Below are 24,459 nucleotides of genomic sequence, written 5' to 3'. Positions count from 1 at the left end.
ACCGGCCGCGGTCCCGGCGTCCGCGTTCGATTCAGGATCCGCACGACCGGGAGACCCGTCGGCTCTCGGCTCCCCTGCCGGCGCCTCCGGCGGACGTTCGGGCACCGGGCCGCAGGATGCCGGGATGCGGTACGTGGTCGTGGGAGCGGGAGCGGTCGGCGGGGTCATCGGGGGCCTGCTGGCCGACGCCGGGCGGGAGGTCGCGCTCGTCGCCCGCGGCCCGCACGGGGACGCGATCGCCCGGGACGGGCTGGTCGTGCGGCGGCCGGACCGCGAGCTGCGCCTGCGCCTGCCGGTCGCGCCGACGCTCGAGGCGATCGGGCTGCGGGAGGACGACGCCGTGCTCGTCGCCGTGAAGTCGCAGCAGACCGCTGGCGTGCTGGAGCAGCTCGCCGCGCTGCGCGTCGGCGACCGCCGGGCGACCGACGTCCTCCCGCTGCTGCTCGCGCAGAACGGCGTCGCGAACGAGGACGCGGCGCTCCGCTTCGGTCCCCACGTGCACGGCGTCTGCGTGAACCTGCCGGCCACCCACCTCGAGCCGGGCGTCGTGATCGGCGAGGGCGCGCCGGTCGCCGGCGTACTCACGGTCGGCCGTGCGGAGGGCGGGACGGACGAGGTCGACCACCGGGCGGCGGAGGACCTGACCGCGGCGGGGTTCCGCGGCCGGGCGGACGAGGACGTGATGGCGTGGAAGCGCGCGAAGCTGCTCCGCAACGTCGGCAACGCCGTCGAGGCGCTCAGCGGCCACGACGACGAGGAGGGCGCCGCGCGGCTGGACGCGCTCGCGCGCGCCGAGGCGGAGGCGTGCTTCGCGGCCGCCGGGCTGGCCGTCGTCGACGACGAGCGGTACGCCGCGGACATCTCGGGCTACTCGGCGCAGGCGGTCGGCGGCCGCGGCCGAGCCGGCGGCTCGACCTGGCAGAGCGTCACGCGCGGGCAGGGCACCGTCGAGACGGACTGGCTGAACGGCGAGATCGCCCGCCTCGGCCGCCTCCACGGGGTGCCGACCCCGGCGAACGCGCTGCTGCAGCGGGAGATGTGGCGCCTGCTCGACGAGGGCGGCGAGCCCGGCTCCCGACGCGCGGCCGACCTCCTCGCCGCGCTGCGCTAGACCGACGCCCCGTCCCTGATCCGACCGAGCGCTCCGTCGGATCAGGGACTGCGCGTCGATCGAGGCGTCACCGCTGCAAGAGTGGGGCCGTGCCGGCGCTGCGTCTCGAGAGCGAGGAGTACGTCGAGGTCGCGCCGGACACGTCGATCGACGAGCTGCTCGCGTTCGTCGAGGCCCACCATCGCGTCGACGGCCGCGCCGGGCAGCCGGCGCAGGGGCTCCGGGTCCAGTTCGACGAGCCGCTGCCGGCGCACCTCCTTCGGGCGATCGGCGACGCGGTCGAGGCGTTCCCCGAGGTGGAGGTGTACGCGTGCGGCCGCGCCGACGCGGATCTCGCCTGGACGGCGCTCATGCCCCGCGTCCGGCACCTCTCGCTCTCGACGGCCCGGACCGAGTCGTTCGCCCCGCTCGCGGACCTCGTCGACCTGCGTGCGCTGTCGCTGCCGGAGACGCTCAGCCGGCGTCCGTCCCTCGCGCCCCTCGCTGCGCTGGCCGCGCTCGAGGAGCTCGGGATCGCCGGGCACGAGCGGGGCTTCGAGGTCGTCGCCGACCTGCCAGCCCTGCGGCACCTCGGCCTGTACGCCTCCCGCGTCGCGGACTTCGAGGCGCTCGCCGGGCACCCCGCGCTGGAGGCGTTCTCGTTCGGGTTCGGCCGGGTGCGCGACCTCGCTCCCCTCGCCCGGGTCCCGCACCTCCGCGCGCTCCGCTTCTGGCGCGTCAGCCGATTCGAGGACGAGCACGCGGAGGCGCTGGGCGACCTGGCCGGGCTGGAGTCGCTCGCGCTCGCCGATCAGCCCCGGATCACGGACCTCGCGCCGCTCACCCGAGCGCCGGCCCCGACGCTGCGGTCGCTCGAGCTCGACGGCCTGCATGGGCTCCGGAGCGCCGCGTTCCTCGCCGGACTCCCCGCGCTCGAGGAGCTGCTGGTCCTCGACAGCGGCGCGGTGCCGGACACCCTGACTACTTCGACGCTCCGTCCCTGATCCGACCGAGCGCTCCGTCGGATCAGGGACGGGGCGTCGATCGAGGCGTCACCAGCCGACGGGGAGCGGCTTGCCCTCCTCGTAGCCCGCGGCCGACTGCACGCCGACCGTCGCCCGCTCGCGGAACGCGACGAGGTCGGCCGCGCCCGCGTAGGTGAACGACGAGCGCACGCCGGTCGTGATCATGTCGAGCAGGTCCTCGACGCCCGGCCGGAGCGGGTCGATGAGGATCCGCGAGCTCGAGATGCCCTCCGCGAACAGCTCCTTGCGCGCGAGCTCCCAGGGGTCGCGGTCACCGAAGCGGGTGCTGACCGCCTTCGTCGAGGCCATGCCCCAGCTCTGCTTGAACAGCGCGCCGTCCGCACCACGCTCGATGACGCCGGGGGCCTCGATCGTGCCCGCGAACCAGGAGCCGATCATCACCGACGACGCGCCCGCGGCGAGCGCGAGCGCCACGTCGCGCGGGTAGCGCACGCCGCCGTCCGCCCACACGTGCGCGCCGAGCTGGTGCGCCGCGTCGGCGGTCTCGAGCACCGCCGAGAACTGCGGCCGCCCGACGGCGGTCATCATGCGGGTCGTGCACATCGCGCCGGGCCCGACGCCGACCTTGACGATGGAGGCGCCGGCGCGGACGAGGTCCCGCGTCGCCTCCGCCGTCACGACGTTGCCGGCGACGAGCGGCAGCCCGAGGTCGAGGCCCGCGACCGTCTCGAGCGCGTGCAGCATCCCCTCCTGGTGCCCGTGCGCCGTGTCGAGCACGAGCACGTCCGCGCCAAGCGCGGCGAGGTCCCTGGCGCGGGAGGCGACGTCGCCGTTGATGCCGATCGCCGCGGCGACGCGGAGGCGGCCCTGCGCGTCGAGCGCCGGCGCGTAGATCGCCTGCCGGACGAGGCTCCGCCGGCTCGCGGTGCCGATCACGCGGTCGTCCTCGACCACCGCGGCGAACTCGTGCTCGGACCCGTCGAGCAGCGCGTCCCAGCGGTGGAAGAGCTCCTCGGGTCCGGGCGCGGTCGGGGCGATCGACGCGAACGCCGGGGCGAGCAGGTCGCGGAGCCGCGTGCCGGGGTCCGCCTTCGCGAGCGCGGCCGCCGTCACCGTGCCCTGCACCGCGCCGTCCTTGTCCACGACGACGACGCCGCGGTCCGCCCCGCCCGTCACGAGCCGCTGCGCGTCCCAGACCGTCGCCTTCGGCGCGAGCACGATCGCCGAGTCCCAGCGGGTCGACTGCGCCTTCACCCACGCGATCGCGTCCTCGAGCTCGGCGCGCGGCAGGTCCTGCGGGAGCACCCCGAGGCCGCCCCGCCGGGCGAGCGTCGCGGCCAGCCGCGGGCCCGTCACCGAGTTCATGTTCGCCGCGACGACGGGCAGGGTCGCGCCCGTGCCGTCGTCGGGGACCAGGGAGACGTCGAGCCGGCTCGACACGCCCGAGCGCGCGGGCGCCAGGAAGACGTCCGAGTAGGTCAGGTCGTACGGGGGCGGCGCGCTGAGGAAACGCATGTCCGAAACGGTATCCGTGCCGCCTCGCGCACGCGCGTCGGGCGTAGCCTGGGGTGCTGCGACTGCAGGGAGCGAACGAAGTGGGCGAAGAGCCGGTGTCGGACCAGTTGACGGGGACCGAGGAGGGCGCCGCGAGCGAGTTCGGCGCCAACGAGTGGCTGGTGGACGAGCTCTACGAGCGGTTCATCGCCGACAAGGACTCGGTGGACCGGTCGTGGTGGCCGATCCTCCAGGACTACCGGCCGGTCGACCCCGACGCGGTGCTCCATCCGCAGGAGGAGCCGGGCGCCGCGACGGACGCCGCGGGAAGCGGCGAGCAGGCCGCGCCGCACACGAGCGACGCCCCCGCGCAGCCCGCCGCGGACGCCGCGCCCCGCGAGGTGCCCGCCCCGCCGAAGGCCGCACCGGCCCAGCAGCAGCAGGCCGAGCCGGCGAAGCCCGCGCAGCAGGCGCCCGCCGCGCCCGCGAAGGCCCCTGCCGCGCAGCCCGCGTCAGCGAAGGCGCCGGCTGCGAAGCCGATCCCCGCCGACGCGCCCGCCTCCCGCGTGCAGTCCGGCGCCGCGACCGACGACACCGTGACGCCCCTGCGCGGCATGGCGAAGGCCCTCGCGACGAACATGGACGCGTCGCTGTCGATCCCGACCGCGACGAGCGTCCGCACGATCCCGGCGAAGCTGATGATCGACAACCGCATCGTCATCAACAACCACCTCCGCCGCGCCCGCGGCGGCAAGGTCAGCTTCACCCACCTCATCGGCTGGGCGCTGGTCAAGGCGCTGATCGAGTTCCCGAGCCAGAACGTGCACTACGCCGAGATCGACGGCAAGGCGTCCGTGGTGCAGCCGGGCCACATCAACCTCGGCCTCGCGATCGACATCCCGAAGCCCGACGGCTCCCGCGCGCTCCTCGTCCCCTCCATCAAGCGGGCCGAGACGATGAACTTCGCGGAGTTCGTCGCCGCCTACGACGACCTGGTGCGCAAGGCGCGCGCGAACAAGCTCACCGTCGAGGACTTCGGCGGCACCACGATCTCGCTGACGAACCCGGGCGGCATCGGCACGGTGCACTCCGTGCCCCGCCTGACGGTCGGCCAGGGCGCGATCATCGGCGCGGGCGCCCTCGAGTACCCGGCGCAGTTCCAGGGCGCGAGCGAGAAGACCCTGATCGACCTCGGCATCTCGAAGACAATCACGCTCACCTCCACCTACGACCACCGCGTCATCCAGGGCGCGGGCTCGGGCGAGTTCCTGCGGATCGTGCACCAGCTGCTCATCGGCGAGGAGCACTTCTACGAGGAGATCTTCTCGGCGCTCCGCGTCCCCTCGGACCCGATCCACTGGGCGCAGGACATCAACGTGGACCTCGCGGACCACGTGTCGAAGACCGCGCGCGTGCAGGAGCTCATCAACGCGTACCGCGTGCGAGGGCACCTGCTCGCCGACGTCGACCCGCTGGTCTACCAGCAGCGGTCGCACCCGGACCTCGACATCCGCAACCACGGCCTGACGTTCTGGGACCTCGACCGCGAGTTCGTCGTCGGCGGCTTCGCCGGCAAGCGGGCGATGCGGCTGCGCGACGTGCTCGGCCAGCTGCGCGACAGCTACTGCCGCACGGTCGGCGTCGAGTACATGCACATCCAGGACCCGTCCCAGCGCACCTGGTTCCAGGCCGCGCTCGAGCGGCCCTACGCGAAGCCGACGCACGCCGAGCAGATGCGCATCCTCGGCAAGCTGAACCAGGCGGAGGCGTTCGAGACCTTCCTGCAGACGAAGTACGTCGGGCAGAAGCGGTTCAGCCTCGAGGGCTCCGAGAGCCTCATCTCGCTGCTCGACACGGTGCTGCAGCGGGCGACGGAGGAGGACGCGCTCGACTCCGCCGCGATCGGGATGGCGCACCGCGGCCGCCTGAACGTGCTGACCAACATCTGCGGCAAGACCTACGGCCAGATCTTCCGCGAGTTCGAGGGCACCCAGGACCCGAAGACGGTCCAGGGCTCCGGCGACGTGAAGTACCACCTCGGCACCGAGGGCGAGTACGTCTCGGCGACCGGCGAGACGCTCCCCGTCACCCTCGCGGCGAACCCGTCGCACCTCGAGACCGTCGACGGGGTGCTCGAGGGCATCGTGCGCGCGAAGCAGGACCGCGACCCGGTCGCGACGTTCCGCGTGCTGCCGATCCTCATCCACGGCGACGCGGCGATGGCCGGGCAGGGCGTCGTGGTCGAGACGCTGCAGATGTCGCAGCTGCGGGCCTACCGCACCGGCGGCACCGTGCACATCATCGTGAACAACCAGGTCGGCTTCACCACCTCGCCCTCCGACGGTCGCACCTCGATCTACGCGTCGGACGTCGCCAAGACGATCCAGGCGCCGATCTTCCACGTGAACGGCGACGACCCGGAGGCCGTCGCCCGCGTCGCGGAGCTCGCGTTCGCCTACCGGCAGGAGTTCCACCGCGACGTGGTGGTCGACCTCGTCACCTACCGCCGCCGCGGGCACAACGAGGGCGACGACCCGTCGATGACGCAGCCGGTCATGTACAACCTGGTCGAGGCGAAGCGCAGCGTCCGGAAGCTGTACACGGAGGCGCTCGTCGGCCGCGGCGACATCACGCAGGAGCTCTACGACGACGCGCACCGCGACTTCCAGTCGCGGCTCGAGCAGGCCTTCGCGGAGACGCACGAGGCGCAGACCGCCAGCATCCCGGTGATCGCGCCCGAGCCCGACGCGGACTCGGACCGGGTCGCCGACCTCGAGATGCCGTCGGCGCAGCGCGACGAGGGCGCGCCCGAGGGCCGAACCGTCGACGCGGGCGTCCTGCAGCGCATCGGCGACCGCTTCGCGAACCCGCCGGAGGGCTTCACGGTCCACCCGAAGCTGCAGCAGCTGCTGGCGAAGCGCGCCGAGATGACGCGCTCCGGCGGCATCGACTGGGCGTGGGGCGAGCTGCTCGCGTTCGGGACGCTGCTGCTCGAGGGCACCCCGGTGCGCATCGCCGGGCAGGACTCCGGGCGCGGCACGTTCGTGCAGCGCCACGCGGTGCTGCACGACCGGGAGACCGGCGCCGAGTGGACGCCGCTCGCGCACCTGTCCGACGACCAGGCGCCGCTCTGGATCTACGACTCGCTGCTCAGCGAGTACGCCGCCCTCGCCTTCGAGTACGGCTACTCCGTGGAGCGCCCCGAGGCCCTCGTGCTCTGGGAGGCGCAGTTCGGCGACTTCGTCAACGGCGCCCAGATCGTCATCGACGAGTACATCTCCGCCTCCGAGCAGAAGTGGGGCCAGCGCTCGAGCGTCGTGCTGCTGCTGCCGCACGGCTACGACGGGCAGGGCCCGGACCACTCGTCGGCCCGCATCGAGCGGTTCCTCCAGCTCGCCGCGCAGGACAACATGACGATCGCGCAGCCGTCGACGCCCGCGTCGTACTTCCACCTGCTGCGCCGGCAGGCCGTGGCGCGTCCGCGACGGCCGCTGATCGTGTTCTCCCCGAAGTCGATGCTGCGCCTTCGCAGCGCGACGAGCGGGGTGGAGGACTTCACCGAGGGCGGCTTCCAGCCGGTGATCGACGACGCGCGGATCCAGGACCCGGGCGCCGTCACGCGGGTCGTGCTGCACGCCGGCAAGATCCATTACGACCTCGCCGCCGAGGCGGAGAAGCGGGACGACCGGACGACCGCGCTCGTCCGCGTCGAGCAGTACTACCCGGTGCCGCGGACGGAGCTGGCCGAGGTCCTCGGCCGCTACCCGAACGCCGAGGTCGTGTGGGCGCAGGACGAGCCGGCGAACCAGGGCGCGGCGCCGTTCGTGCAGCTCGAGATGCTGCGCGGCCGGATCGACGAGGGCCGCGGCGTGCGGGTCGTGTCCCGGCCCGCCTCCGCCTCCCCCGCCGCGGGCTCCGCGAAGCGGCACCAGGCGGAGCAGGCCGACCTGATCCAGCGGGTCTTCGCCCTCTGAGACCTGAGCGTCTCGGAGGCGGTCCGGCGAGCCGGACCGCCTCCGAGGTGCAGGGCTAGTGGGTGATGGTCATCCGGAGGCTCGTGATGACCTGCACGCGCAGCTCCTCGGGAGCCGTGTCCCGGCAGGCGCGCTTCACGGCCTCGGTGAGCACGCGACCGAGGTGCACCTCGTCGGAGCAGTCCGCGCAGTTCGCGAGGTGCTCGGAGATGTCGGCGTACTCGTGACGCTCGAGCTCGTGGTGCAGGTACTCCTCGAGGTCCTGCTTGGCCTTCTCGCAGCCGCAGTCCGTCATCGGTCTCAGGCTCCCTTCCTGGCGGGGGCGGTCCGGCGCGACACCGCGCCCATCGCGATCCCGCGCTCCTGCGCGTACTCGGTCAGCCGCTCGCGGAGCAGGCGACGGCCGCGGTGCAGGCGGCTCATCACGGTGCCCACGGGCGTGTGCATGATGTCGGCGATCTCCTGGTACGAGAAGCCCTCGACGTCGGCCAGGTAGACCGCGAGCCGGAAGTCCTCGGAGATCGACTGCAGCGCCTCCTTGACCGTCGAGTCCGGGAGGTGGTCGATCGCCTCCGCCTCGGCGGAGCGGGAGGAGCGGGACGCGGAGGTCGTGGACTGGGCCTCGCCCAGCTGCCACTCCTCGAGGTCGTCGGTCGACGACTTGTACGGGTCCCGCTGCTTCTTGCGGTAGCTGTTGATGTAGGTGTTCGTGAGGATTCGGTACAGCCAGGCCTTCAGGTTCGTGCCCTGCTGGAAGGACCGGAAGGCGCCGAAGGCCTTCACGAACGTCTCCTGCACGAGGTCCTGCGCGTCGGCGGGGTTCCTCGTCATCCGCATCGCGGCGCCGTAGAGCTGGTCGATGAAGGGCAGCGCCTGCGTCTCGAACAGCGCGCGGAGCTGCGCCTGGTCGGGCGCGACGTCGTCGACGTCCTCGAGGCCCTCCTCGACGGTGTCCTCGAGCGTCGCCGCCTCGGCCGCGTCGGGCGCCTGCGCGAGGTCGGCCTCGTCGTCGATCGAGTCCTCGTCCGCGTCGCGGCCCTCGTCGTCGTGGTCGGCGTCGAGGAGGTCCTCGTCGGCGTTGGACTGGCTCGCGACGAGCGCCTCGAGCTCCGCGTCGTCGGCGGCGGAGCGGGCGGGCTCGGACGGGGACTGCATGCCGAGGGAGTGTAGTTGCGGCACCGGGAGGCTCACGGGACGCCGGGTCAGCAGTGCGGTCGCCATGCGTCCTCCTTCGTCTTCCGGGCCGGTCCTAGGCTGGAACCGATGGCGCACGCGACCTATTCCGCCGAGCTCTGGCCCGCCCCGACGGCGACCGGTCCGCTCGACGCGACGGTGCGCCTGCCGGGCTCGAAGAGCCTCACGAACCGCGAGCTCGTGCTGTCCGCCCTCGCCGACGGGCCGTCGCGCCTGCGGCGGGCGCTGCTCGCGCGCGACACGAAGCTGATGATCGCCGCGCTCGAGGCGCTCGGCGCCGTGGTCTCGCGGGAGGACGACGACCTCCTCGTGACGCCGGGACCGCTGCGCGGCGGCGCCGCGGTCGACGTGGGCCTCGCCGGCACCCTGATGCGGTTCCTGCCGCCGGTCGCCGCCCTCGCCGACGGGCCGGTGCGGTTCGACGGCGACGAGCGCGCACGGCTGCGGCCGATGGCGACGACGATCCTGTCCCTCCGCGCCCTCGGGGTGGAGGTGGACGATGAGGGCCGGGGCGCCCTGCCGTTCACCGTCGTCGGCGCGGGCGGTGTGGCGGGCGGCGCCGTGCCGCTCGACGCGTCGCAGTCGAGCCAGTTCGTGTCGGGGCTGCTGCTCTCGGCGGCGCGCTTCGCGAACGGGATCGAGGTGCAGCACCTCGGCGCCCGGCTCCCCTCCCTGCCGCACATCGACATGACGATCGACGCCCTCGCCCGCCGCGGCGTGCGGGCGGAGGCCGACGTGACCGCCGACCACGCGCGGTGGACCGTGCCGCCGCACCGGATCGCCGGCCGGGACCTCGTCATCGAGCCCGACCTGTCGAACGCGGCGCCGTTCCTCGCCGCCGCGCTCGTCGCGGGCGGCCGGGTCGTCGTGCCGGACTGGCCCGGGTCAACGACGCAGGTGGGCGACCGCCTCCGCGACTGGCTGCCCGCCTTCGGCGCCGTGGTCGAGCGGCACCGCGACGGCCTCGCCGTGACCGCGGACGGCGTCGCGACCGCACCGCTGCGCCCCGTCGACCTCGACCTCGGGGAGGGCGGCGAGCTCGCGCCGACGCTCGTCGGGCTCGCCGCGTTCGCGGACGGCACCTCGACCTTCACCGGCATCGGGCACCTCCGCGGGCACGAGACGGACCGGCTCGCGGCCCTCGCCGCCGAGCTCGGCGCGGTCGGGGTGCCGGTCGACGAGACGGAGGACGGCCTCGTCGTGCACGGCGGCCGCCCGGTCGCCGGGGACCGCCCGTGGCGCAGCTACGACGACCACCGGATGGCGACGACGGGCGCGCTGCTCGGCCTCGCCGTGCCCGGCCTCGCCGTGGAGGACGTCGCGACGACGGCGAAGACGCTGCCCGGCTTCCCCGCGCTGTGGGAGCGGATGCTGCCGTGAGCTGGCTGACGGACGAGGACGAGCCGTACGAGGAGTACGACGAGGCCGACGTCCGCGTCCGGCCGAACCGGAAGGGCACGCGCCCGCGGACGAAGCAGCGGCCCGCGCACGAGGCCGCGGTGCCCGGCCGCGTCGTCGCCGTCGACCGCGGCCGGATGCAGGTGCTCGTCGACGAGGACGGCGCCGACGAGCGCACCGTGCTCTCCACCCGGGCGCGCGAGCTCGGCAAGGAGGGCGTGGTCGTCGGCGACCGCGTGGACGTGGTCGGGGACCTCACCGGGGAGGAGGGGTCGCTCGCGCGGATCGTGCGCATCCAGCCGCGCACCACGGTGCTCCGGCGCAGCGCGGACGACACCGACGAGGTCGAGCGCGTCGTCGTCGCGAACGCAGACCAGCTGCTCTGCGTCGTCGCGGTGGCGGATCCAGAGCCGCGTCCGGCGCTCGTCGACCGCTACCTCGTCGCGGCGTTCGACGCCGGCATCGACGCCGCGCTGCTCATCACGAAGACCGACCTCGCCGACCCGGCGCCGCTCATCGCGGAGTTCGCGCCGATCGAGCTGACGATCCTCACCACCCGCCGCGGCGAGGATCTCGGCCCGGTCCGCGCGGCGCTGCTCGGCCGCACCACGGTCGCCGTCGGCCACTCGGGCGTCGGCAAGTCGACGCTCGTGAACGCGCTCGTGCCGGAGGCGCAGCGGGCCACCGGCGTCGTCAACGCGGTGACCGGCCGCGGCCGCCACACCTCGTCGTCGTCCGTGGCCCTGCGCCTCCACGCGACCGAGGAGGAGCGCGCCGCGGGGCTCCCCGCCGCCGGCTGGGTGATCGACACCCCGGGCATCCGCTCCTTCGGCCTCGGGCACGTGGACCCCGCGAACATCCTCAGGTCGTTCGCCGCGCGCGCCCTGCCCGTCGTCGACCCGCCCGACGGGATCCCGCTCGCGGACGCGCACGACTGGGAGATCGTCGACCGCGTCGGCGCCGGCGAGCTCGGCGACGCGGGCCGCCGCCGCCTCGAGTCCCTCCAGCGCCTCCTCGACGCGCAGGGCGGCCGGGTGACGGGCGCCGACGAGGACTGAGCGGCAGCGGGAGCCCCCTCCCCCGCTGGTCGAGGTGCGACGACGGAGCCTCGAGACCACTCCGCGCACCCCGCCGTTCACGGATGTCCGGGAGGATGGCGGCGTGCCGGACCTCGCCGACGACCTCGCCCTCGCCCTGCGCCTCGCCGACGCGGCCGACGCGCAGAGCCGCGCCCGCTTCCGCGCCGCGGACCTGCGCATCGAGACGAAGCCGGACCGCACCCCGGTCACGGACGGGGACCGGGCCGTCGAGCGGGCGATCCGGGAGATCCTCGCCGCCGAGCGGCCGGACGACGCGATCCTCGGCGAGGAGTACGGCGGCGACCGCGCCCCCGGCCGGCAGTGGATCGTCGACCCGATCGACGGCACCACGAACTTCCTCCGCGGCCAGCCGGTGTGGGGCTCCCTGATCGCCCTCGCCGTCGACGGGGAGCCCGTGGTCGGCGTCGCGTCCGCGCCGGCGCTCGGCCGACGCTGGTGGGGCGCGCGCGGGCAGGGCGCGTGGGCCGCCGACCTCCCCGCGGGCGAGCCGACGCGGCTCGCCGTCTCCGGCGTCCGGCGTCTCGAGGACGCCTTCATCAGCTACAACGCGATTCAGGGCTGGGACGACGCGGGCCGGCTCGACGCGCTGCTCGCGCTCACCCGCGGCTCGTGGCGCTCCCGGGCGCTCGGCGACTTCTGGGCGTACGTGCTCGTCGCCGAGGGCCAGCTCGACCTCGCCGGGGAGCACGACCTCAAGGTCTACGACATCGCCGCGCTCGTGCCCATCGTGCTGGAGGCGGGCGGCCGGTTCACCGACCTCGCCGGCGGCGAGGGACCCTGGCAGGGCACCGCGCTCGCGACGAACGGGCTGCTGCACGACGAGGTGCTCGCGGTCCTCGACTCACATCCGGCCGACCCAGCCCGTTGACCTGATGTGAGGGAGCCCTTCGAGCGGATCGTCGCCGCGCACGGCGAGGTCGTCTGGCGCGTCTGCCGCGGGCTGCTGCCCGAGCACGACGCGGAGGACGCGTGGAGCGAGACGTTCCTCGCGGCGCTGCGCGCGTGGGACCGCTTCGAGGGCGACCGCGTGCGCGGCTGGCTCGTCACGATCGCGCACCGGAAGGCGCTCGACGTGCTGCGGGCCGGCGTGCGCGTCGTGACGACGGAGGAGGGCGTCCCCGACTCCCCTGCGCCGCCCGCGGGGCGCGACCTCGACCTGTGGGCCGCGCTCGCCCGGCTGCCGGAGGGCCAGCGCACCGCCGTCGTCCACCACCACATCGCCGGGCTGCCGTTCGCGGAGGTCGCGACGGTCACCGGCACCACGCCCGCCGCAGCGCGGAAGGCCGCCTCCGACGGCGTCCGGCGGCTCCGCACCCTGCTCGTCCTGGAGGACGCATGACCGACACCGCGACCGACCCCGCGACCGACCCCGTGGTCGACGTCCTCGTCCCGCCGACCGACCCCGCCCTGCTCGCCCGGCTCCACGGCCGGCTCGAGGCGCGCGCGACGGGCGCCGACGCCCCGGACGTGCACTACCGGACCGTCGACTCCCCCGTCGGGCGTCTGCTCGTCGCGGCCACCGAGGCGGGCGTCGCCCGCGTCGCGTTCGAGCGGGAGGGCGAGGACGCGGTGCTCCAGCACCTCGCCGACCGGATCGGCCCGCGGGTGCTGCGGACCCCCGCCCGCCTCGACGCCGCCGCCCGCTGGTTCGACGCCTACTTCGCGGGCGCGCACGACCCGTTTGAGCTGCCCCTCGACACCCGGCTCGCGCGCGGCTTCCGGCTCGAGGTGCTCGAGCGCCTCCGCGCGGTCCCGTACGGCGAGCGGATCAGCTACGCCGCCCTCGCCGCGCGCACCTCCTCGCCGAATGCGGTGCGCGCGGTCGGCACCGCCTGCGCCACCAACCCGCTCCCCCTCGTCATCCCGTGCCACCGGGTGACGCGGTCCGACGGCTCGGTCGGCGCCTACCTCGGCGGCCCGGAGACGAAGGTGCGCCTCCTCGCGCTCGAGGCCGGCGCGGCGCTGCCCGGCTGACCCGGTCGCACGCAGCGTGCACACGGGCCGCACCGGGAACGCACTCAGACGCGACCGGTTGTGTGGCGGCATGCGTGCACTGACGTGGCAGGGGATGGAGAAGGTCTCGGTCGAGGAGGTGCCCGACCCGAGGATCGTGCAGCCGACCGACGCGGTCATCCGCGTGACCTCGGCGGCGATCTGCGGCTCGGACATCCACCTGTACGACCTCTTCGGCCCGTTCCTGAACAAGGGCGACGTGCTCGGCCACGAGACGATGGGCGTCGTCGAGGAGGTCGGTGCCGGCGTCACGCGCGTCAAGGTCGGCGACCGAGTCGTCATCCCGTTCGTGATCGCGTGCGGCGACTGCTTCATGTGCCGCCGCGGCCTGCACACGCAGTGCGAGACGACGCAGCAGCACGAGCACGGCACCGGCGCCGCGCTCTACGGCTACACGGAGCTGTACGGCGAGGTCCCGGGCGGCCAGGCCGAGCGGATGCGGGTGCCGCTGGCCGACTTCAACGCCACGGTCATCGGCACGGACCTGCCCGACCTGCGCTACCTGTTCCTCTCCGACATCCTCCCGACCGCCTGGCAGGGCGTGCAGTACGCGGAGGTGCCGGAGGGCGGCACCCTCGGCGTGCTCGGCCTCGGGCCCGTCGGCCAGTTCGCGGCGCGGATCGGCAAGCACCTCGGCTACCGCGTGGTGGCGACCGACCCGGTGCCCGAGCGGCGGGCGCTCGCCGAGAAGTGGGGCGTGGAGGCGTTCGACATCGACGGCGACGTCGTCGCGCGGCTGAAGGACGCGACGGACGGGCGCGGCCCGGACGGGATCGTCGACGCCGTCGGCATGGAGTCCCACGGGCAGGGCGCGGTCGGCCTCGCGCAGAAGGCGGTCGGGCTGCTGCCGGACGCGCTCGCGCAGAAGGCGATGACGACCGTCGGCGTCGACAAGCTCGTCGCGCTGCATACGGCCTTCGACGCGGTCCGCCGCGGCGGCACGGTCTCCCTCTCCGGGGTCTACGTCGGCACCGCCGACCCGACCCCGCTCATGACGCTGTTCGACAAGCAGGTCTCGATCCGCATGGGCCAGTGCAACGTGCAGCGCTGGCGCGACGAGCTGCTGCCGCTCGTCGAGGACCCGGCCGACCCGCTCGGCACGATGGACCTCACGACGCACGAGGTCGGGCTCGACGCCGCCCCCGACATGTACCGGATCTTCCGCGACAAGGAGGACGGCTGCATCAAGGTGGTCCTCCACCCCTAGGCGACTTCGCTCACGCTTCTGGACGCCGCGTCGCGGATGCGGCGTCCAGAAGCGTGAGCACTTCGGTCAGGAGGAGGGGCGCTGCTTCGCGCGGGAGCGCTGGTCGACCAGCGCGACGACGAGGCCGAGGAGCAGCACCAGGATCGCGAGGCCGCCGCCGCCCAGCGCGGCCAGGTGGTAGTCGCCGAGCTGCGCCCCCGCGAGGTCCGCGTTCAGCAGGGTGAAGAAGACCGCGGAGGCGCCCGCGACGCCGATCGCCGTCCCGACGCGCTGCCCGACCTGGGCCACCGACCCGGCGACGCCGGCCTGCGCGACCGGCACCTCCGAGAGCGTCAGGGTCTGGTTCGGCGAGACCACCGAGCCGCCGCCGGCGCCCGCGACGAACAGCCCCGCCGCCATCAGCCACGGGGCCAGCGCCGGCGGGCTCAGCACGGCGGCGGCGAGCGACAGGGCGAAGCCGAGCGCGGCCACGAGGAGGCCGAGCACGACGAGCGACCGCCCGTAGCGGCCGACGAGGCGGCCCGCGAGGTAGGAGGTCGCCGCCGACGCGAGCGCGAACGGGATCGTGACCATGCCGGCGAAGACGGGGGCGATGCCGAGCCCCTCCTGCAGCAGCAGCGTGTTGAGCAGGAAGGTGGCGGGCCCGGCCGCGAACCAGGCCGTCGCGATGATGAGGCCGTTCCGGTAGGAGGCCCGGCCGAAGAGGTCGACGTCGACCGCCGGGGTCCTCCCCGACGCCCGGTACCGCCGCTCCCACGCGAGGAAGCCGACGAGGAACGCGGCGGCGGCGAGCAGCGACGCCCAGCGCCACGGGCTGTCGTGCCCCTGCCCGGTGGTGAGGACGAACGGGACCATGAAGGCGACGACGGTGAGGCCGAGCAGCACGACGCCGACCGGGTCGATGCTCGCCCGACCCTTCGGCCGCTGCGCGCCCGGGAAGTACCGGGCGGCGAGCACGAGCAGGATCACGCCGAGGGGCACGTTCATCCAGAAGATGAGGCGCCAGCCGTCCTGCTCGCCGCCGAGCGCGATGAGCGCGCCGCCGATCGTCGGCCCGAGCGCGGTGCCGAGCCCGACGCTCGCCCCGTACGCGCCGAGCGCCCGGGCGCGCGCGTCGCCCTGGTAGAGCTCCTGCGCCAGGCCGAGCACCTGCGGCATCTGCAGGCCCGCGCCCACCCCCTGCAGGAAGCGGGCGATCAGGAGCACGCCGGCGCTCGGCGCGATCGCGCAGAGCAGGCTGAAGAGCGTGAACACCGCGAGCCCGATGAGGAACATCCGCTTGCGCGACACGACGTCGCCGAGCCGGCCGCCGGGCACGAGCGCGAGCCCGAAGGCGAGCGCGTAGCCGGCGACGATGATCTGCAGCTCGGTCGGGCCGGTGCCGAGCGCCTTCTCGATGGAGGGCAGGCCGACATTGACCTTGGAGAGGTCGAGGATCGTCAGCACGGCGACCGCGATGCTCACCGCGAAGGCCCGCCGCTTGGCCCCCTCGTCGAGGTCCGCCGCCCGCTGGTCCGTGGCGGCGGTCATGGCGGCGACGCTACGCCGCGGACCCCGGAGGGGTGCTGGGCGGCAGCGCCGCGAGGACCGTGCGCGCCAGCGCGTCGGGCGGCAGCGCCGCGTCGAGCCGCAGCACGTCCTCCGGCCAGGGCGCCGTGCCGTCGCGCATCGCGACGGCGGCCTCCCACGTCGGCTCGGGGATGCGGGTGAAGGGACGCGTCCTGCCCTCGAGCCGGGCCCGGTGCGCGCCCTCGTCGTCCGTCGCGAGCACGACCTGGAGGAGTCGGGCGCCGGTCGCGTCGGCGGCGCGGCGCCAGGTCCCGCGCGCTGGGTCGGAGTCGTTCACGGCGTCGACGACCACGTCGAGCCCGAGCACCAGGTTCTGCTCGGCAGCGGCGCGCACCACCTCGTAGGCCGCGATCCCGGTCGCGTCGGCGGGGATCCCGCACGCGCGCATCGCCTCCTCGACGTCGTCGATGGAGAGCCGCACCGCCGGGTGGAGGGCGGCGACCGCGTCGCCGACCGTCGACTTCCCGATGCCGGGAGGACCGGAGAGGACCACGAGCACGGCCATGCCCGCATCCTGCTCCATCAGCGCGACAGCGCCACGCGCCTCCTCCGCTCTGGCGAGCGGCGTGGAGATGGGGGGAATCGAACCCCCGTCCACTGCTGAGGAACCACGTCTTCTCCGGGCGCAGTCTGCGTGTGTCGTTCTGCTCGGCCCCGATCCTTACCGCAGACGGATTGCGATCGACGGGCCCAGCCCCGGTTGGAGTCCCACGGCGCCCCGAGGCGGAACGTCCGTAGCGAGCCTTCTAGCTGACGCCGGCTACCGGGGCGAAGGCGTTACCCGGGCCGACGGCGTCACTCTGGCTTAAGCAGCGAGAGCGAACGCGGTGCGAGACTTACTGGCACCTATTGTTTGCGTGCATCGTTAAGGAGATAAGCACGCCTCCTCCGCCCGCTTCCCGTCGTTGAACAGGCAATGTCGAAACCGATCATCCCCGTGGCGGAGACGCGTGGCGGCTGTCGCGCTGTGGAGTTGTGAGTGCCCTCGCGGGCTCGACGAGTGTAACGACACCCGCCGACAGGTTGTTCCCGGTCGCGCTCAGAGGGAGAGCGCGAGGTATCGGCTGTGCGGGTCCTCCGCGTAGTCGGCGAACGGTCCGCACGGGACGAAGCCGTGCCGGAGGTAGAGCCGAACGGCCGGCTCGAAGAACGGCCCGGTCCCGGTCTCGAGCAGCAGCCGGCGCTCTCCCCGCTCCCGGGCGAGGTCGACGAGCGCGACGAGGACCGCCGTCGCGACGCCCCTCCCCCGCGCGGCCGGTGCGGTGCGCATCGACTTCAGCTCGGCGTCGCCGCCGCCCAGGTCCTTCAGCGCGCCGCACCCGAGCAGCGATCCGTCGTCGTCGCGCGCCGTGAGGAAGACGACGCCGGGCGCCGCCAGGGCCTGCGGGTCGAGGGCGTGCACGCTCTCGGGCGGCGAGATGCGGCGCATGTCCGCGAGGTGCTCCTCGAGCAGCAGGCGCACGTCCGCGGCGAGCGGATCGCCCGGCGCGATCCTCACTCGCCGAGGTTGTTGCGCGTGCGCATGGCCCGCTCGGCCTCGCGCTTGTCCTGCCGCTCGCGGAGGGCGTGCCGCTTGTCGTACTCGCGCTTGCCCTTGGCGACCGCGAGCTCCACCTTCGCCTTGCCGTCGGAGAAGTAGAGCGACAGCGGCACGAGCGTGTAGCCGCCCTCCCGCACCTGCGAGTGGAGCTTCAGGATCTGCGCCTTGTGCAGCAGCAGCTTCCGGGTCCGCCGCGGCGGGTGGTTCGTCCACGTGCCCTGGTTGTACTCGGGGATGTGCACCGCGTCGAGGTACGCCTGGTCGCCGTCGATGTACGCGTACCCGTCGACGAGCGACGCCCGCCCCTGGCGGAGCGACTTCACCTCGGTGCCGGTGAGCACGAGGCCCGCCTCGTAGGTGTCCTCGATGGTGTAGTCGTGGCGCGCCTTGCGGTTCGTGGCGACGACCTTCCGGCCCTGCTCCCTGGGCATGCGTCACCTCCGCTCGACTCGTCCGCCCCGGTCCGGGACGGCCGATCAGTCTACCGAGCGCTAGACGCGGAGGTACCGGGAGATCGCGATGTTCGCCGACACCGCGGCGAGCACGATGCCCGCGCCGATGAGGATCGGCACGACGACGAGCGCGTCCGGCACCGTCACGAAGGCGATGTCGCGCTGCGCCTGCGCCAGGTAGCCCTGGACGAAGAACTGCACGATCCCGACCGTCGCGAGCGCCGCGAGCACCGACCCGATGAGCGCGGCGAGCACGCCCTCGAGGATGAACGGCGTCTGGATGAACCGGTTGGAGGCGCCGACCAGGCGCATGATCCCGAGCTCCCGGCGCCGCGAGAACGCGGACAGCCGGATGGTGGTCGAGATCAGCAGCGCCGCGGCGACGAGCATCAGCGCGGCGATGCCGGCCGCGGTGATCGACGCGGTGTTCAGCACGGCGAAGATCTGGTCGAGCAGGCGCCGCTGGTCCGTGACCGCGTCGACGCCCGGCATGCCGCTGATCGCCTCGCCGATGACGGCGGACTGGTTCGGGTTCTTCAGGTTGACCCAGAACGCCTCGTTCAGCAGGTCGGGCGTCACGTAGTCGGCGACCGGGTTGCCCTTGAACTGCTTCTTGAAGTTGTCGTAGGCCTTCTGGTGGTCCTCGAAGTAGTGATTGCGGACGAAGCTCTTGACCGGGGCGGTGTCGAGCGCCCGCTCGACCGCCGCGATCTGCTCCTTCGTCGCGCCGCCGTCCTGGCAGTTCGTGCTCGGCACTGCGCCGTTGCAGAGGTAGATCGCGACCTGGGCCTTGTCGTACCAGAAGTTCTTCATCTGGCCGATCTGCAGCTGCATGAGCGCCGCCGTGCCGACGAAGGTCAGCGACACGAACGTGACGAGCACGATCGAGACGACCATCGAGAAGTTGCGTCGGAGGCCGCTCGCGGCCTCGCCGAGGACGAGTCCGAGTCTCATGAGGAGGGTCCCACCTCGTCGTCGTCGTTCTTCCGGGCGCGCAGCCCGAGCCCGGTGATGAAGTCGAGGTGCTCGGGCAGCGGCTCGCGGTGCCGGGAGACGCCGCGGAGGTCGCCGTCGCCGGAGTCCTCGAGGTCCGGCATCGCGGCCAGGCCCGGGTCGGTGTGCGCGACCGCGGTCGGCCCGGTCTCGCCGCGCTGGGCGGGGACGGGGGCGGCGAAGAAGAGGTTGCGCCCGTCCGGGTGCTCCTCCTCGGCCGGCGGCGCGACCGGGGCCGCGCGCCAGGGCGCGTGCTCGCCGGGCAGCAGGACCGGACCCGTCTCCGCGCGCACCCAGATCGGCGGCTTCGCCACGGCCTCGGCGGCCGCCGCGGCGGGAGCGATCGGCTGCTGCGCGGTGCCCGTCGCGACCGGCTGCTGCGCGGTCGCGGGCTGCGGCACGACCGCGGGCTGCCCGGTCGCCGGGTCGATGACCCGCACCGGGTTCGTGGTGGGGCGGGAGGTCGAGCCGGTCGCGGGCCGCTGCGTCGGCACCGAGCCGGTGCCGGGCGCCGCCTGCTGCTGGCCGCGGCGCGCCCACAGCGGCACGGAGCCCCCCTGCTGCACCGGGGTCGCGGCGGTCGGCGGCTTCGGCAGCTTGATCGAGCTGGTGACGTAGGTCGCCTCGAGCTCGTCGCGGATGATCCGGCCCTGCACGAGCTCGACGACGCGCTTCTGCATCCGGTCGACGATGGTCACGTCGTGGGTCGCCATGACGACGGTGGTGCCCTGCTGGTTGATCCGGTCGAGCACCTGCATGATCCCCTCGCTGGTGCGGGGGTCGAGGTTGCCGGTCGGCTCGTCCGCGAGAAGGACGGAGGGCTTGTTCACGACGGCGCGGGCGATGGCCACGCGCTGCTGCTCGCCGCCGGAGAGCTCGTTCGGGAAGTTCGAGGACTTCTCGGCCAGGCCGACCGTCTCCAGCACGTCCGGGACGGTCGTCTGGATGAAGCCGCGGCTCTTGCCGATCACCTGCAGCGTGAAGGCGACGTTGTCGTAGACGGTCTTGTTCGGCAGCAGCCGGAAGTCCTGGAACACGACGCCGAGGCTGCGGCGGAAGTACGGCACCTTGCGGGTCGAGATCGAGCTGAGGCGCTGCCCGAGCACGTGGATCTCGCCGGAGGTCGCCTTCTCCTCGCGGAGCATGAGGCGCAGGATGCTCGACTTGCCGGAGCCCGAGGCGCCGACCAGGAAGATGAACTCACCGGCGCCGATCTCGAGGGACACGTCGTCGAGCGCGGGGCGCGGAGCGCCCCGGTATCGCTTGGTCACGGAGTCGAAGCGGATCATGTCGGCAGCCACGATAGGTGCCGGAGCGGCGCGAGGCGGGTCCGACAGGCGAATCCCATCGGTGACGTTCACGTTCCGTGCGGCGCCCGCACGCGGCGGGGATCACGCCGTCGACGGCTCCAGCGCGGCGTCGAGGGCGAGCAGCTCGCCCTGGAAGCGGGCGCGCAGCGCCGCCTTCGCGTCCGGTGAGCAGAAGGCGGCCTCCACGCCGCTCAGCGCGAGCCGGCGCGCGGTCGCCGCGTCCACGCCGAGGGCGACGAGCCTCTCCCGGTACTCGCGGCCGAGGTCGGTGCGGAAGAACACGGCGTCGTCGGTCGAGATGTTCACGTTCGCGCCCGAGGCGATCAAGCGGGCGAGCCGGTGGTCGGGGCCCAGCTCCCAGCCGGAGCAGATCGTCGTCGAGATGGGCGTGGCGTCGAACGGCACCTGCTCGTCGACGACGCGCGCGAGCAGATCCGGATCGTCGACCACCCGGTAGCCGTGGTCGATCCGGTCGACGTGGAGCACGTCGAGCGCGGCCCGCACGTCCTCCGGCCCCGCGTTCGGCGTCTCCCCCGCGTGGATCGTCGTGGCGTAGCCGAGCCGCTTCGCGAGCGCGTAGGCGTCGGCGAACCGCGCCGGGTCCTCCGTGCCCTCCGCGGTGAGGTAGTCCGCGCCGATCCCGACCACCTCCGGGTACGGCTCGTCGGCGACGAGCCGTACGAGCTCGACCGCCTGCTGCGGCGTCACGTCCTTGCGGATCGCGACGATCACGGAGAAGCCGACGCCGAAGTCCGCCTCGGCGCGGCGCAGCCCCTCGATCACGCCGTCCATGAGCGGCCGGTAGCCGAGCCCGACCTCGGCGAACGACTGCGGGTTCACGAAGTACTCGCGGTAGCGCAGCGCGCCGGCGGCGGCCGCGGCGCGCACGCCGTCGTAGGCGACGGCCGCGAGCTCGTCCGGGGTCCGCAGCACCTGGTGCGCCGCCTCGAACGCGACGAGGAAGTCGGCCAGGTCGCGGTAGTCGAACAGCGCCGCGGGGTCCGTCGTCGCGAGCGGCACCCCGTGCCGCTCGGCCTGGGCGATCAGCATGCCCGCGCTCATCGTGGAGACGAAGTGGCAGTGCAGCTCCGTCTTCGGCAGCAGGCGGAGGTAGTCGTCGAGGGAGAGCACGCGCCGCACGGTAGGCAACGGCCGTTTCCCGCAGGTTTCGCGCGAGCGCGACCCGAGCGGGCCGGGCCTCGCGGGATCAGGCCTCGGGGTCGCGCTTCCGCCAGCGGATGCCCGCGGAGAGGAACCCGTCGAGGTCGCCGTCGAACACCGCCGACGGGTTGTTCACCTCGTGCTCCGTCCGCAGGTCCTTGACCATCTGGTACGGCGCGAGCACGTAGGAGCGGATCTGGTCGCCCCAGCTCGCGGTGATGTTGCCGGCCAGCTCCTTCTTCTTCGCGGCCTCCTCCTCCCGGCGCTGGATCAGCAGCCGGGACTGGAGCACGCGCATCGCGGCGGCGCGGTTCTGGATCTGGCTCTTCTCGTTCTGCATCGACACGACGATCCCGGTCGGGAGGTGCGTGATGCGGACCGCGGAGTCGGTCGTGTTGACGCTCTGCCCGCCGGGGCCCGACGAGCGGAACACGTCGACGCGGATGTCGTTCTCCGGCACCTCGATCTCGCCGGACTCCTCGAGCAGCGGGATGACCTCGACGGCCGCGAAGCTCGTCTGGCGCTTGCCGGCCGAGTTGAAGGGGCTCATCCGCACGAGGCGGTGGGTGCCGGCCTCGACGGAGAGGTTGCCGAACGCGTAGGGGGCGTCGATCTCGAACGTGGCGGACTTGATGCCCGCCTCCTCCGCGTAGGAGGCGTCCATGACGGTCGCCGGGTACTTGTGCTGCTCGGCCCAGCGCAGGTACATGCGCAGCAGCATCTCCGCGAAGTCGGACGCGTCGACGCCGCCGGCGCCCGCGCGGATCGTGACGACCGCGGGACGCGGGTCGTACTCGCCGTTCAGCAGCGTCTGGACCTCGAGCTCGTCGACGGTCTTCTGGAGCCCCTTCAGCTCGGACTCGACCTCGGCGGCGGACTCGGCGGCCTGGGCCTCGTCGTCCTCCGCGTTCACGAGCTCGATCAGCACCTCGAGGTCGTCGAGCCGCGACTCGACGCTCGTCACGCGGGCGAGCTGCGACTGGGCGTGGCTCAGCTCGCTCGTCACCTTCTGCGCGGCCTCGGGGTCGTCCCAGAGGTCGGGCGCCGACGCCTGCCGCTCCAGCTCGGCGATGCGGGTCTTCAGGCCGTCGACGTCGACGACCGCGACCACGTCGGCGAGGGTCGAGCGGAGCGCCGCGATGCGGGGGCCGAGGTCGAGCTGCACGGGCCGACAGCGTAGTCGGCGGATCCGCGGCGGGCGCGGCGTAGCGTTGCGCGCGATGTCGAGCGCCGCCCCCTTCCGCCTCGGATCGGTGGCGCTCCCGGTCTACCTGCCCAGCCTGCTCTTCGCGATCGGCGAGGGCGCCGTGATCCCGGTCATCCCCGTGGACGCGGCGCGGCTCGGCGGTTCGCTCGCCCTCGCGGGGTTCATCTCGGCGCTGATCATGGTCGGGACCCTGATCGGCGACATCCCGAGCGGCTGGATCGTCGCGAAGGTCGGCGAGCGCAACGCGATGCTCGGCTCGGCCGTCGCCGCCCTGCTCGGCCTCGTGCTCTGCCTCGTCGCCGCCGTGCCCGCCGTCCTCGGCGTCGGAGTGCTGCTCATCGGCATCGCGACCGCGTCCTTCGCGCTCGCGCGGCAGGCGTTCATGACGACGTTCGTCCCCCGCTCGTACCGCGCACGGGCGCTGTCGCTGCTCGGCGGGATGTTCCGCGCCGGCTACTTCGTCGGCCCGTTCCTCGCCGCCGCGGTGATCGGGCTCACCGGCAGCACGCGGGCCGTGTTCGGCATCCACGCGGTCGCCTGCGTGGTCGTCGCGATCGTGCTGCTCGTGCTGCCGGACCCCTCCGCCGTGCTCGCCGAGCGCCGCTCGGCGCTGCTCACCGACACCCAGGCGATCCGGGTCGCGGAGGCGGGCGGCACGGAGCGGGAGGGCCTGTTCCGCACCATCGCCCGGCACCGCAGCGTGCTCGCCCGGATGGGACTGGCGGCCGCCCTGATCGGCGGCCTCCGCTCGAGCCGGCAGGTGATCCTGCCCCTCGCGGGCGTCGCGCTCGGGCTGCAGGAGAGCGGCATCGCCCTCGTCGTCGGCATCGCAGGCGCCGTCGACCTGGCCCTGTTCTTCACGAGCGGGCAGATCATGGACCGCTTCGGCCGGCTGTGGAGCGCCCTGCCGTCGATGATCGGGCTCGGCCTCGGCCACCTCGCGCTCGCCGTCGTCGTGCTGGTGGGCGCCGCCGGGAGCCCGACCGCGGTCGCCTGGTTCGTCGCGGTCGCGATCGGGATGTCGCTCGCGAACGGCGTCGGCAGCGGCATCCTCATGACGTTCGGCGCGGACCTGGCGCCGCGCCACGACCCGGCGCCGTTCCTCGGCGCGTACCGCTTCACCGGCGACGCGGGGAACGCCGCGGCTCCGCTCGCGCTGTCCGCACTCACGGCCGTCTTCTCGCTCTCGGCCGCCGCGGTCGTCATCGGGGCCGCTGGCCTCGTCGGCGCGGGCCTCATCGCCCGCTGGGTGCCCCGATTCATCCCCCGGGCCGCCCGCGCCTGACGGGCCCGACGCGGTGGTCTCGAGGCTCGCCGGCGCTCGCACCTCGACCATCGGGGTGCCCGTCGACTCCTCCGCTACCGGAACCGTGCCGCCGCGGTCGAGGTGACGACGACCGGAACCCCGTCCGGCAGCAGCGGGCTCGCGATCGGCGGCCGCCAGACCGCCCGGAGCTCGACGACGGCGCTGCGCCCGTCCGCGGTGCCGGCGCGGACGACGGCGAGGCCCTCGAGGTCGCCGGGCGCCGCGTCCGCCACGTAGGCGTCCACCGTGCGCCGCACCGCGGCGGCGGAGAGCTCCGGCACCACCTCGTTCCCGCGGACCGAGACGTCCGCGACGCGGAACGACTCGGCGCCCGCGAGCGCGGCGCCGTCCGCGACGGTCAGCAGGCGGAGCCGTTCGAGGTGGAGGCTCGTCGCCGCGGCCGCCACGACGACGAAGCCCGCCGCGACGACGAACAGCACGAGGACGAGGGGCAGCACGGCGCCC

Annotated in this window: 22 protein-coding genes and 1 other RNA gene; 10 read left to right on the top strand and 13 right to left on the bottom strand. The window is 73.8% G+C overall.

Features of this window, described 5'->3' with window-relative positions; genetic code table 11:
• The first annotated feature begins 124 nt into the window (after positions 1–124).
• The gene (locus D1781_RS06415; protein WP_119481366.1) at positions 125–1,111 is read left to right on the top strand and encodes a ketopantoate reductase family protein; all 987 of its coding nucleotides are present in this window, start codon (positions 125–127) and stop codon (positions 1,109–1,111) included.
• A gap of 89 nt (positions 1,112–1,200) precedes the next feature.
• Positions 1,201–2,094: a leucine-rich repeat domain-containing protein gene (locus D1781_RS06410; protein WP_119481365.1), complete on the top strand. Its 894-nt coding sequence runs from the start codon at positions 1,201–1,203 to the stop codon at positions 2,092–2,094.
• Between the two features lie 48 nt (positions 2,095–2,142).
• Here D1781_RS06410 and guaB1 read toward each other — a convergent pair whose 3' ends face one another.
• Positions 2,143–3,591, bottom strand: coding sequence for a GMP reductase (gene guaB1 / locus D1781_RS06405; protein ID WP_119481364.1), 1,449 nt, complete (start codon positions 3,589–3,591; stop codon positions 2,143–2,145).
• 95 nt (positions 3,592–3,686) lie between these two features.
• Between guaB1 and D1781_RS06400 the strand changes: the two genes are divergently transcribed.
• A complete protein-coding gene (locus D1781_RS06400; RefSeq protein ID WP_119481363.1) occupies positions 3,687–7,544 on the top strand; it encodes a multifunctional oxoglutarate decarboxylase/oxoglutarate dehydrogenase thiamine pyrophosphate-binding subunit/dihydrolipoyllysine-residue succinyltransferase subunit in 3,858 nt (1,285 codons plus the stop codon).
• 55 nt (positions 7,545–7,599) lie between these two features.
• On the opposite strand, the gene D1781_RS06395 is transcribed toward D1781_RS06400, so the two are convergent.
• Together D1781_RS06395 and D1781_RS06390 are read right to left on the bottom strand one after the other, a co-directional pair.
• Positions 7,600–7,839: a zf-HC2 domain-containing protein gene (locus D1781_RS06395; protein ID WP_119481362.1), complete on the bottom strand. Its 240-nt coding sequence runs from the start codon at positions 7,837–7,839 to the stop codon at positions 7,600–7,602.
• A gap of 5 nt (positions 7,840–7,844) precedes the next feature.
• Positions 7,845–8,699, bottom strand: coding sequence for a sigma-70 family RNA polymerase sigma factor (locus D1781_RS06390; protein WP_325048804.1), 855 nt, complete (start codon positions 8,697–8,699; stop codon positions 7,845–7,847).
• Positions 8,700–8,807: 108 nt separating this feature from the next.
• Here D1781_RS06390 and aroA point away from each other — a divergent pair, with 108 nt between their 5' ends.
• The 6 genes from aroA to D1781_RS06360 all read left to right on the top strand — a co-directional run bounded on the left by aroA (position 8,808) and on the right by D1781_RS06360 (position 14,456).
• On the top strand, positions 8,808–10,118 hold the full coding sequence (gene aroA / locus D1781_RS06385; RefSeq protein WP_119481361.1) for a 3-phosphoshikimate 1-carboxyvinyltransferase: 1,311 nt from the start codon (positions 8,808–8,810) through the stop codon (positions 10,116–10,118).
• Positions 10,115–11,194: a ribosome small subunit-dependent GTPase A gene (gene rsgA / locus D1781_RS06380; protein ID WP_119481360.1), complete on the top strand. Its 1,080-nt coding sequence runs from the start codon at positions 10,115–10,117 to the stop codon at positions 11,192–11,194. The genes aroA and rsgA overlap by 4 nt, the downstream gene beginning before the upstream one ends.
• Before the next feature lie 103 nt (positions 11,195–11,297).
• On the top strand, positions 11,298–12,104 hold the full coding sequence (locus D1781_RS06375) for an inositol monophosphatase family protein (RefSeq protein WP_119481359.1): 807 nt from the start codon (positions 11,298–11,300) through the stop codon (positions 12,102–12,104).
• Positions 12,105–12,110: 6 nt separating this feature from the next.
• Positions 12,111–12,575 (top strand): RNA polymerase sigma factor, encoded by a 465-nt coding sequence (locus D1781_RS06370; RefSeq protein WP_119481358.1) that lies wholly within the window; start codon positions 12,111–12,113, stop codon positions 12,573–12,575.
• Positions 12,572–13,210, top strand: coding sequence for a methylated-DNA--[protein]-cysteine S-methyltransferase (locus tag D1781_RS06365; protein WP_119481357.1), 639 nt, complete (start codon positions 12,572–12,574; stop codon positions 13,208–13,210). The genes D1781_RS06370 and D1781_RS06365 overlap by 4 nt, the downstream gene beginning before the upstream one ends.
• 70 nt (positions 13,211–13,280) lie before the next feature.
• Entirely contained in the window at positions 13,281–14,456 is a 1,176-nt protein-coding gene (locus D1781_RS06360) for an alcohol dehydrogenase catalytic domain-containing protein (RefSeq protein WP_119481356.1), read from the top strand.
• Between the two features lie 66 nt (positions 14,457–14,522).
• On the opposite strand, the gene D1781_RS06355 is transcribed toward D1781_RS06360, so the two are convergent.
• The 9 genes from D1781_RS06355 to prfB form a co-directional block, all read right to left on the bottom strand.
• On the bottom strand, positions 14,523–15,986 hold the full coding sequence (locus D1781_RS06355) for an MFS transporter (protein WP_119481355.1): 1,464 nt from the start codon (positions 15,984–15,986) through the stop codon (positions 14,523–14,525).
• A gap of 10 nt (positions 15,987–15,996) precedes the next feature.
• Complete coding sequence (locus D1781_RS06350; RefSeq protein ID WP_158590023.1) at positions 15,997–16,530, bottom strand: AAA family ATPase; 534 nt, start codon at positions 16,528–16,530, stop codon at positions 15,997–15,999.
• 59 nt (positions 16,531–16,589) lie between these two features.
• Positions 16,590–16,962, bottom strand: a transfer-messenger RNA (tmRNA) gene (gene ssrA, locus D1781_RS06345).
• A 102-nt stretch (positions 16,963–17,064) separates the two neighbouring features.
• Positions 17,065–17,523 carry a GNAT family N-acetyltransferase gene (locus tag D1781_RS06340; protein ID WP_233551043.1) on the bottom strand — a complete coding sequence of 153 codons (459 nt, stop codon included), beginning with the start codon at positions 17,521–17,523 and terminating at the stop codon, positions 17,065–17,067.
• Positions 17,520–17,996: an SsrA-binding protein SmpB gene (smpB, locus tag D1781_RS06335; RefSeq protein WP_119481353.1), complete on the bottom strand. Its 477-nt coding sequence runs from the start codon at positions 17,994–17,996 to the stop codon at positions 17,520–17,522. The genes D1781_RS06340 and smpB overlap by 4 nt, the downstream gene beginning before the upstream one ends.
• Before the next feature lie 60 nt (positions 17,997–18,056).
• Complete coding sequence (ftsX, locus tag D1781_RS06330) at positions 18,057–18,971, bottom strand: permease-like cell division protein FtsX (RefSeq protein WP_119481352.1); 915 nt, start codon at positions 18,969–18,971, stop codon at positions 18,057–18,059.
• Positions 18,968–20,299: a cell division ATP-binding protein FtsE gene (gene ftsE / locus D1781_RS06325; protein WP_119481351.1), complete on the bottom strand. Its 1,332-nt coding sequence runs from the start codon at positions 20,297–20,299 to the stop codon at positions 18,968–18,970. Before ftsE ends, ftsX begins: the two co-directional genes overlap by 4 nt.
• A gap of 102 nt (positions 20,300–20,401) precedes the next feature.
• Positions 20,402–21,451, bottom strand: coding sequence for an adenosine deaminase (gene add / locus D1781_RS06320; protein WP_147392045.1), 1,050 nt, complete (start codon positions 21,449–21,451; stop codon positions 20,402–20,404).
• Positions 21,452–21,527: 76 nt separating this feature from the next.
• Positions 21,528–22,646: a peptide chain release factor 2 gene (gene prfB, locus D1781_RS06315; RefSeq protein ID WP_119481349.1), complete on the bottom strand. Its 1,119-nt coding sequence runs from the start codon at positions 22,644–22,646 to the stop codon at positions 21,528–21,530.
• Positions 22,647–22,701: 55 nt separating this feature from the next.
• On the opposite strand from prfB, the gene D1781_RS06310 reads away from it, so the two are divergent.
• Positions 22,702–23,973 (top strand): MFS transporter, encoded by a 1,272-nt coding sequence (locus D1781_RS06310; RefSeq protein ID WP_119481348.1) that lies wholly within the window; start codon positions 22,702–22,704, stop codon positions 23,971–23,973.
• Between the two features lie 74 nt (positions 23,974–24,047).
• On the opposite strand, the gene D1781_RS06305 is transcribed toward D1781_RS06310, so the two are convergent.
• Positions 24,048–24,452 carry a pilus assembly protein TadG-related protein gene (locus D1781_RS06305; protein ID WP_119481347.1) on the bottom strand — a complete coding sequence of 135 codons (405 nt, stop codon included), beginning with the start codon at positions 24,450–24,452 and terminating at the stop codon, positions 24,048–24,050.
• Positions 24,453–24,459 lie beyond the last annotated feature (7 nt).

Source organism: Amnibacterium setariae, from assembly GCF_003581425.1.
GTDB lineage: Bacteria > Actinomycetota > Actinomycetes > Actinomycetales > Microbacteriaceae > Amnibacterium > Amnibacterium setariae.
This window is presented reverse-complemented; position numbering and strand designations above follow the sequence as displayed.

Excerpts from the sequence above, each read along its gene's own strand:
- smpB (WP_119481353.1), bottom strand. The coding sequence starts at position 17,996 with ATGCCCAGGGAGCAGGGCCGGAAGGTCGTCGCCACGAACCGCAAGGCG.
- ftsX (WP_119481352.1), bottom strand. The coding sequence starts at position 18,971 with ATGAGACTCGGACTCGTCCTCGGCGAGGCCGCGAGCGGCCTCCGACGC.
- guaB1 (WP_119481364.1), bottom strand. The coding sequence starts at position 3,591 with ATGCGTTTCCTCAGCGCGCCGCCCCCGTACGACCTGACCTACTCGGAC.
- D1781_RS06395 (WP_119481362.1), bottom strand. The coding sequence starts at position 7,839 with ATGACGGACTGCGGCTGCGAGAAGGCCAAGCAGGACCTCGAGGAGTAC.
- D1781_RS06415 (WP_119481366.1), top strand. The coding sequence starts at position 125 with ATGCGGTACGTGGTCGTGGGAGCGGGAGCGGTCGGCGGGGTCATCGGG.
- D1781_RS06310 (WP_119481348.1), top strand. The coding sequence starts at position 22,702 with ATGTCGAGCGCCGCCCCCTTCCGCCTCGGATCGGTGGCGCTCCCGGTC.
- aroA (WP_119481361.1), top strand. The coding sequence starts at position 8,808 with ATGGCGCACGCGACCTATTCCGCCGAGCTCTGGCCCGCCCCGACGGCG.
- ftsE (WP_119481351.1), bottom strand. The coding sequence starts at position 20,299 with ATGATCCGCTTCGACTCCGTGACCAAGCGATACCGGGGCGCTCCGCGC.
- D1781_RS06390 (WP_325048804.1), bottom strand. The coding sequence starts at position 8,699 with ATGCAGTCCCCGTCCGAGCCCGCCCGCTCCGCCGCCGACGACGCGGAG.
- D1781_RS06365 (WP_119481357.1), top strand. The coding sequence starts at position 12,572 with ATGACCGACACCGCGACCGACCCCGCGACCGACCCCGTGGTCGACGTC.
- D1781_RS06355 (WP_119481355.1), bottom strand. The coding sequence starts at position 15,986 with ATGACCGCCGCCACGGACCAGCGGGCGGCGGACCTCGACGAGGGGGCC.
- D1781_RS06360 (WP_119481356.1), top strand. The coding sequence starts at position 13,281 with ATGCGTGCACTGACGTGGCAGGGGATGGAGAAGGTCTCGGTCGAGGAG.
- D1781_RS06350 (WP_158590023.1), bottom strand. The coding sequence starts at position 16,530 with ATGGCCGTGCTCGTGGTCCTCTCCGGTCCTCCCGGCATCGGGAAGTCG.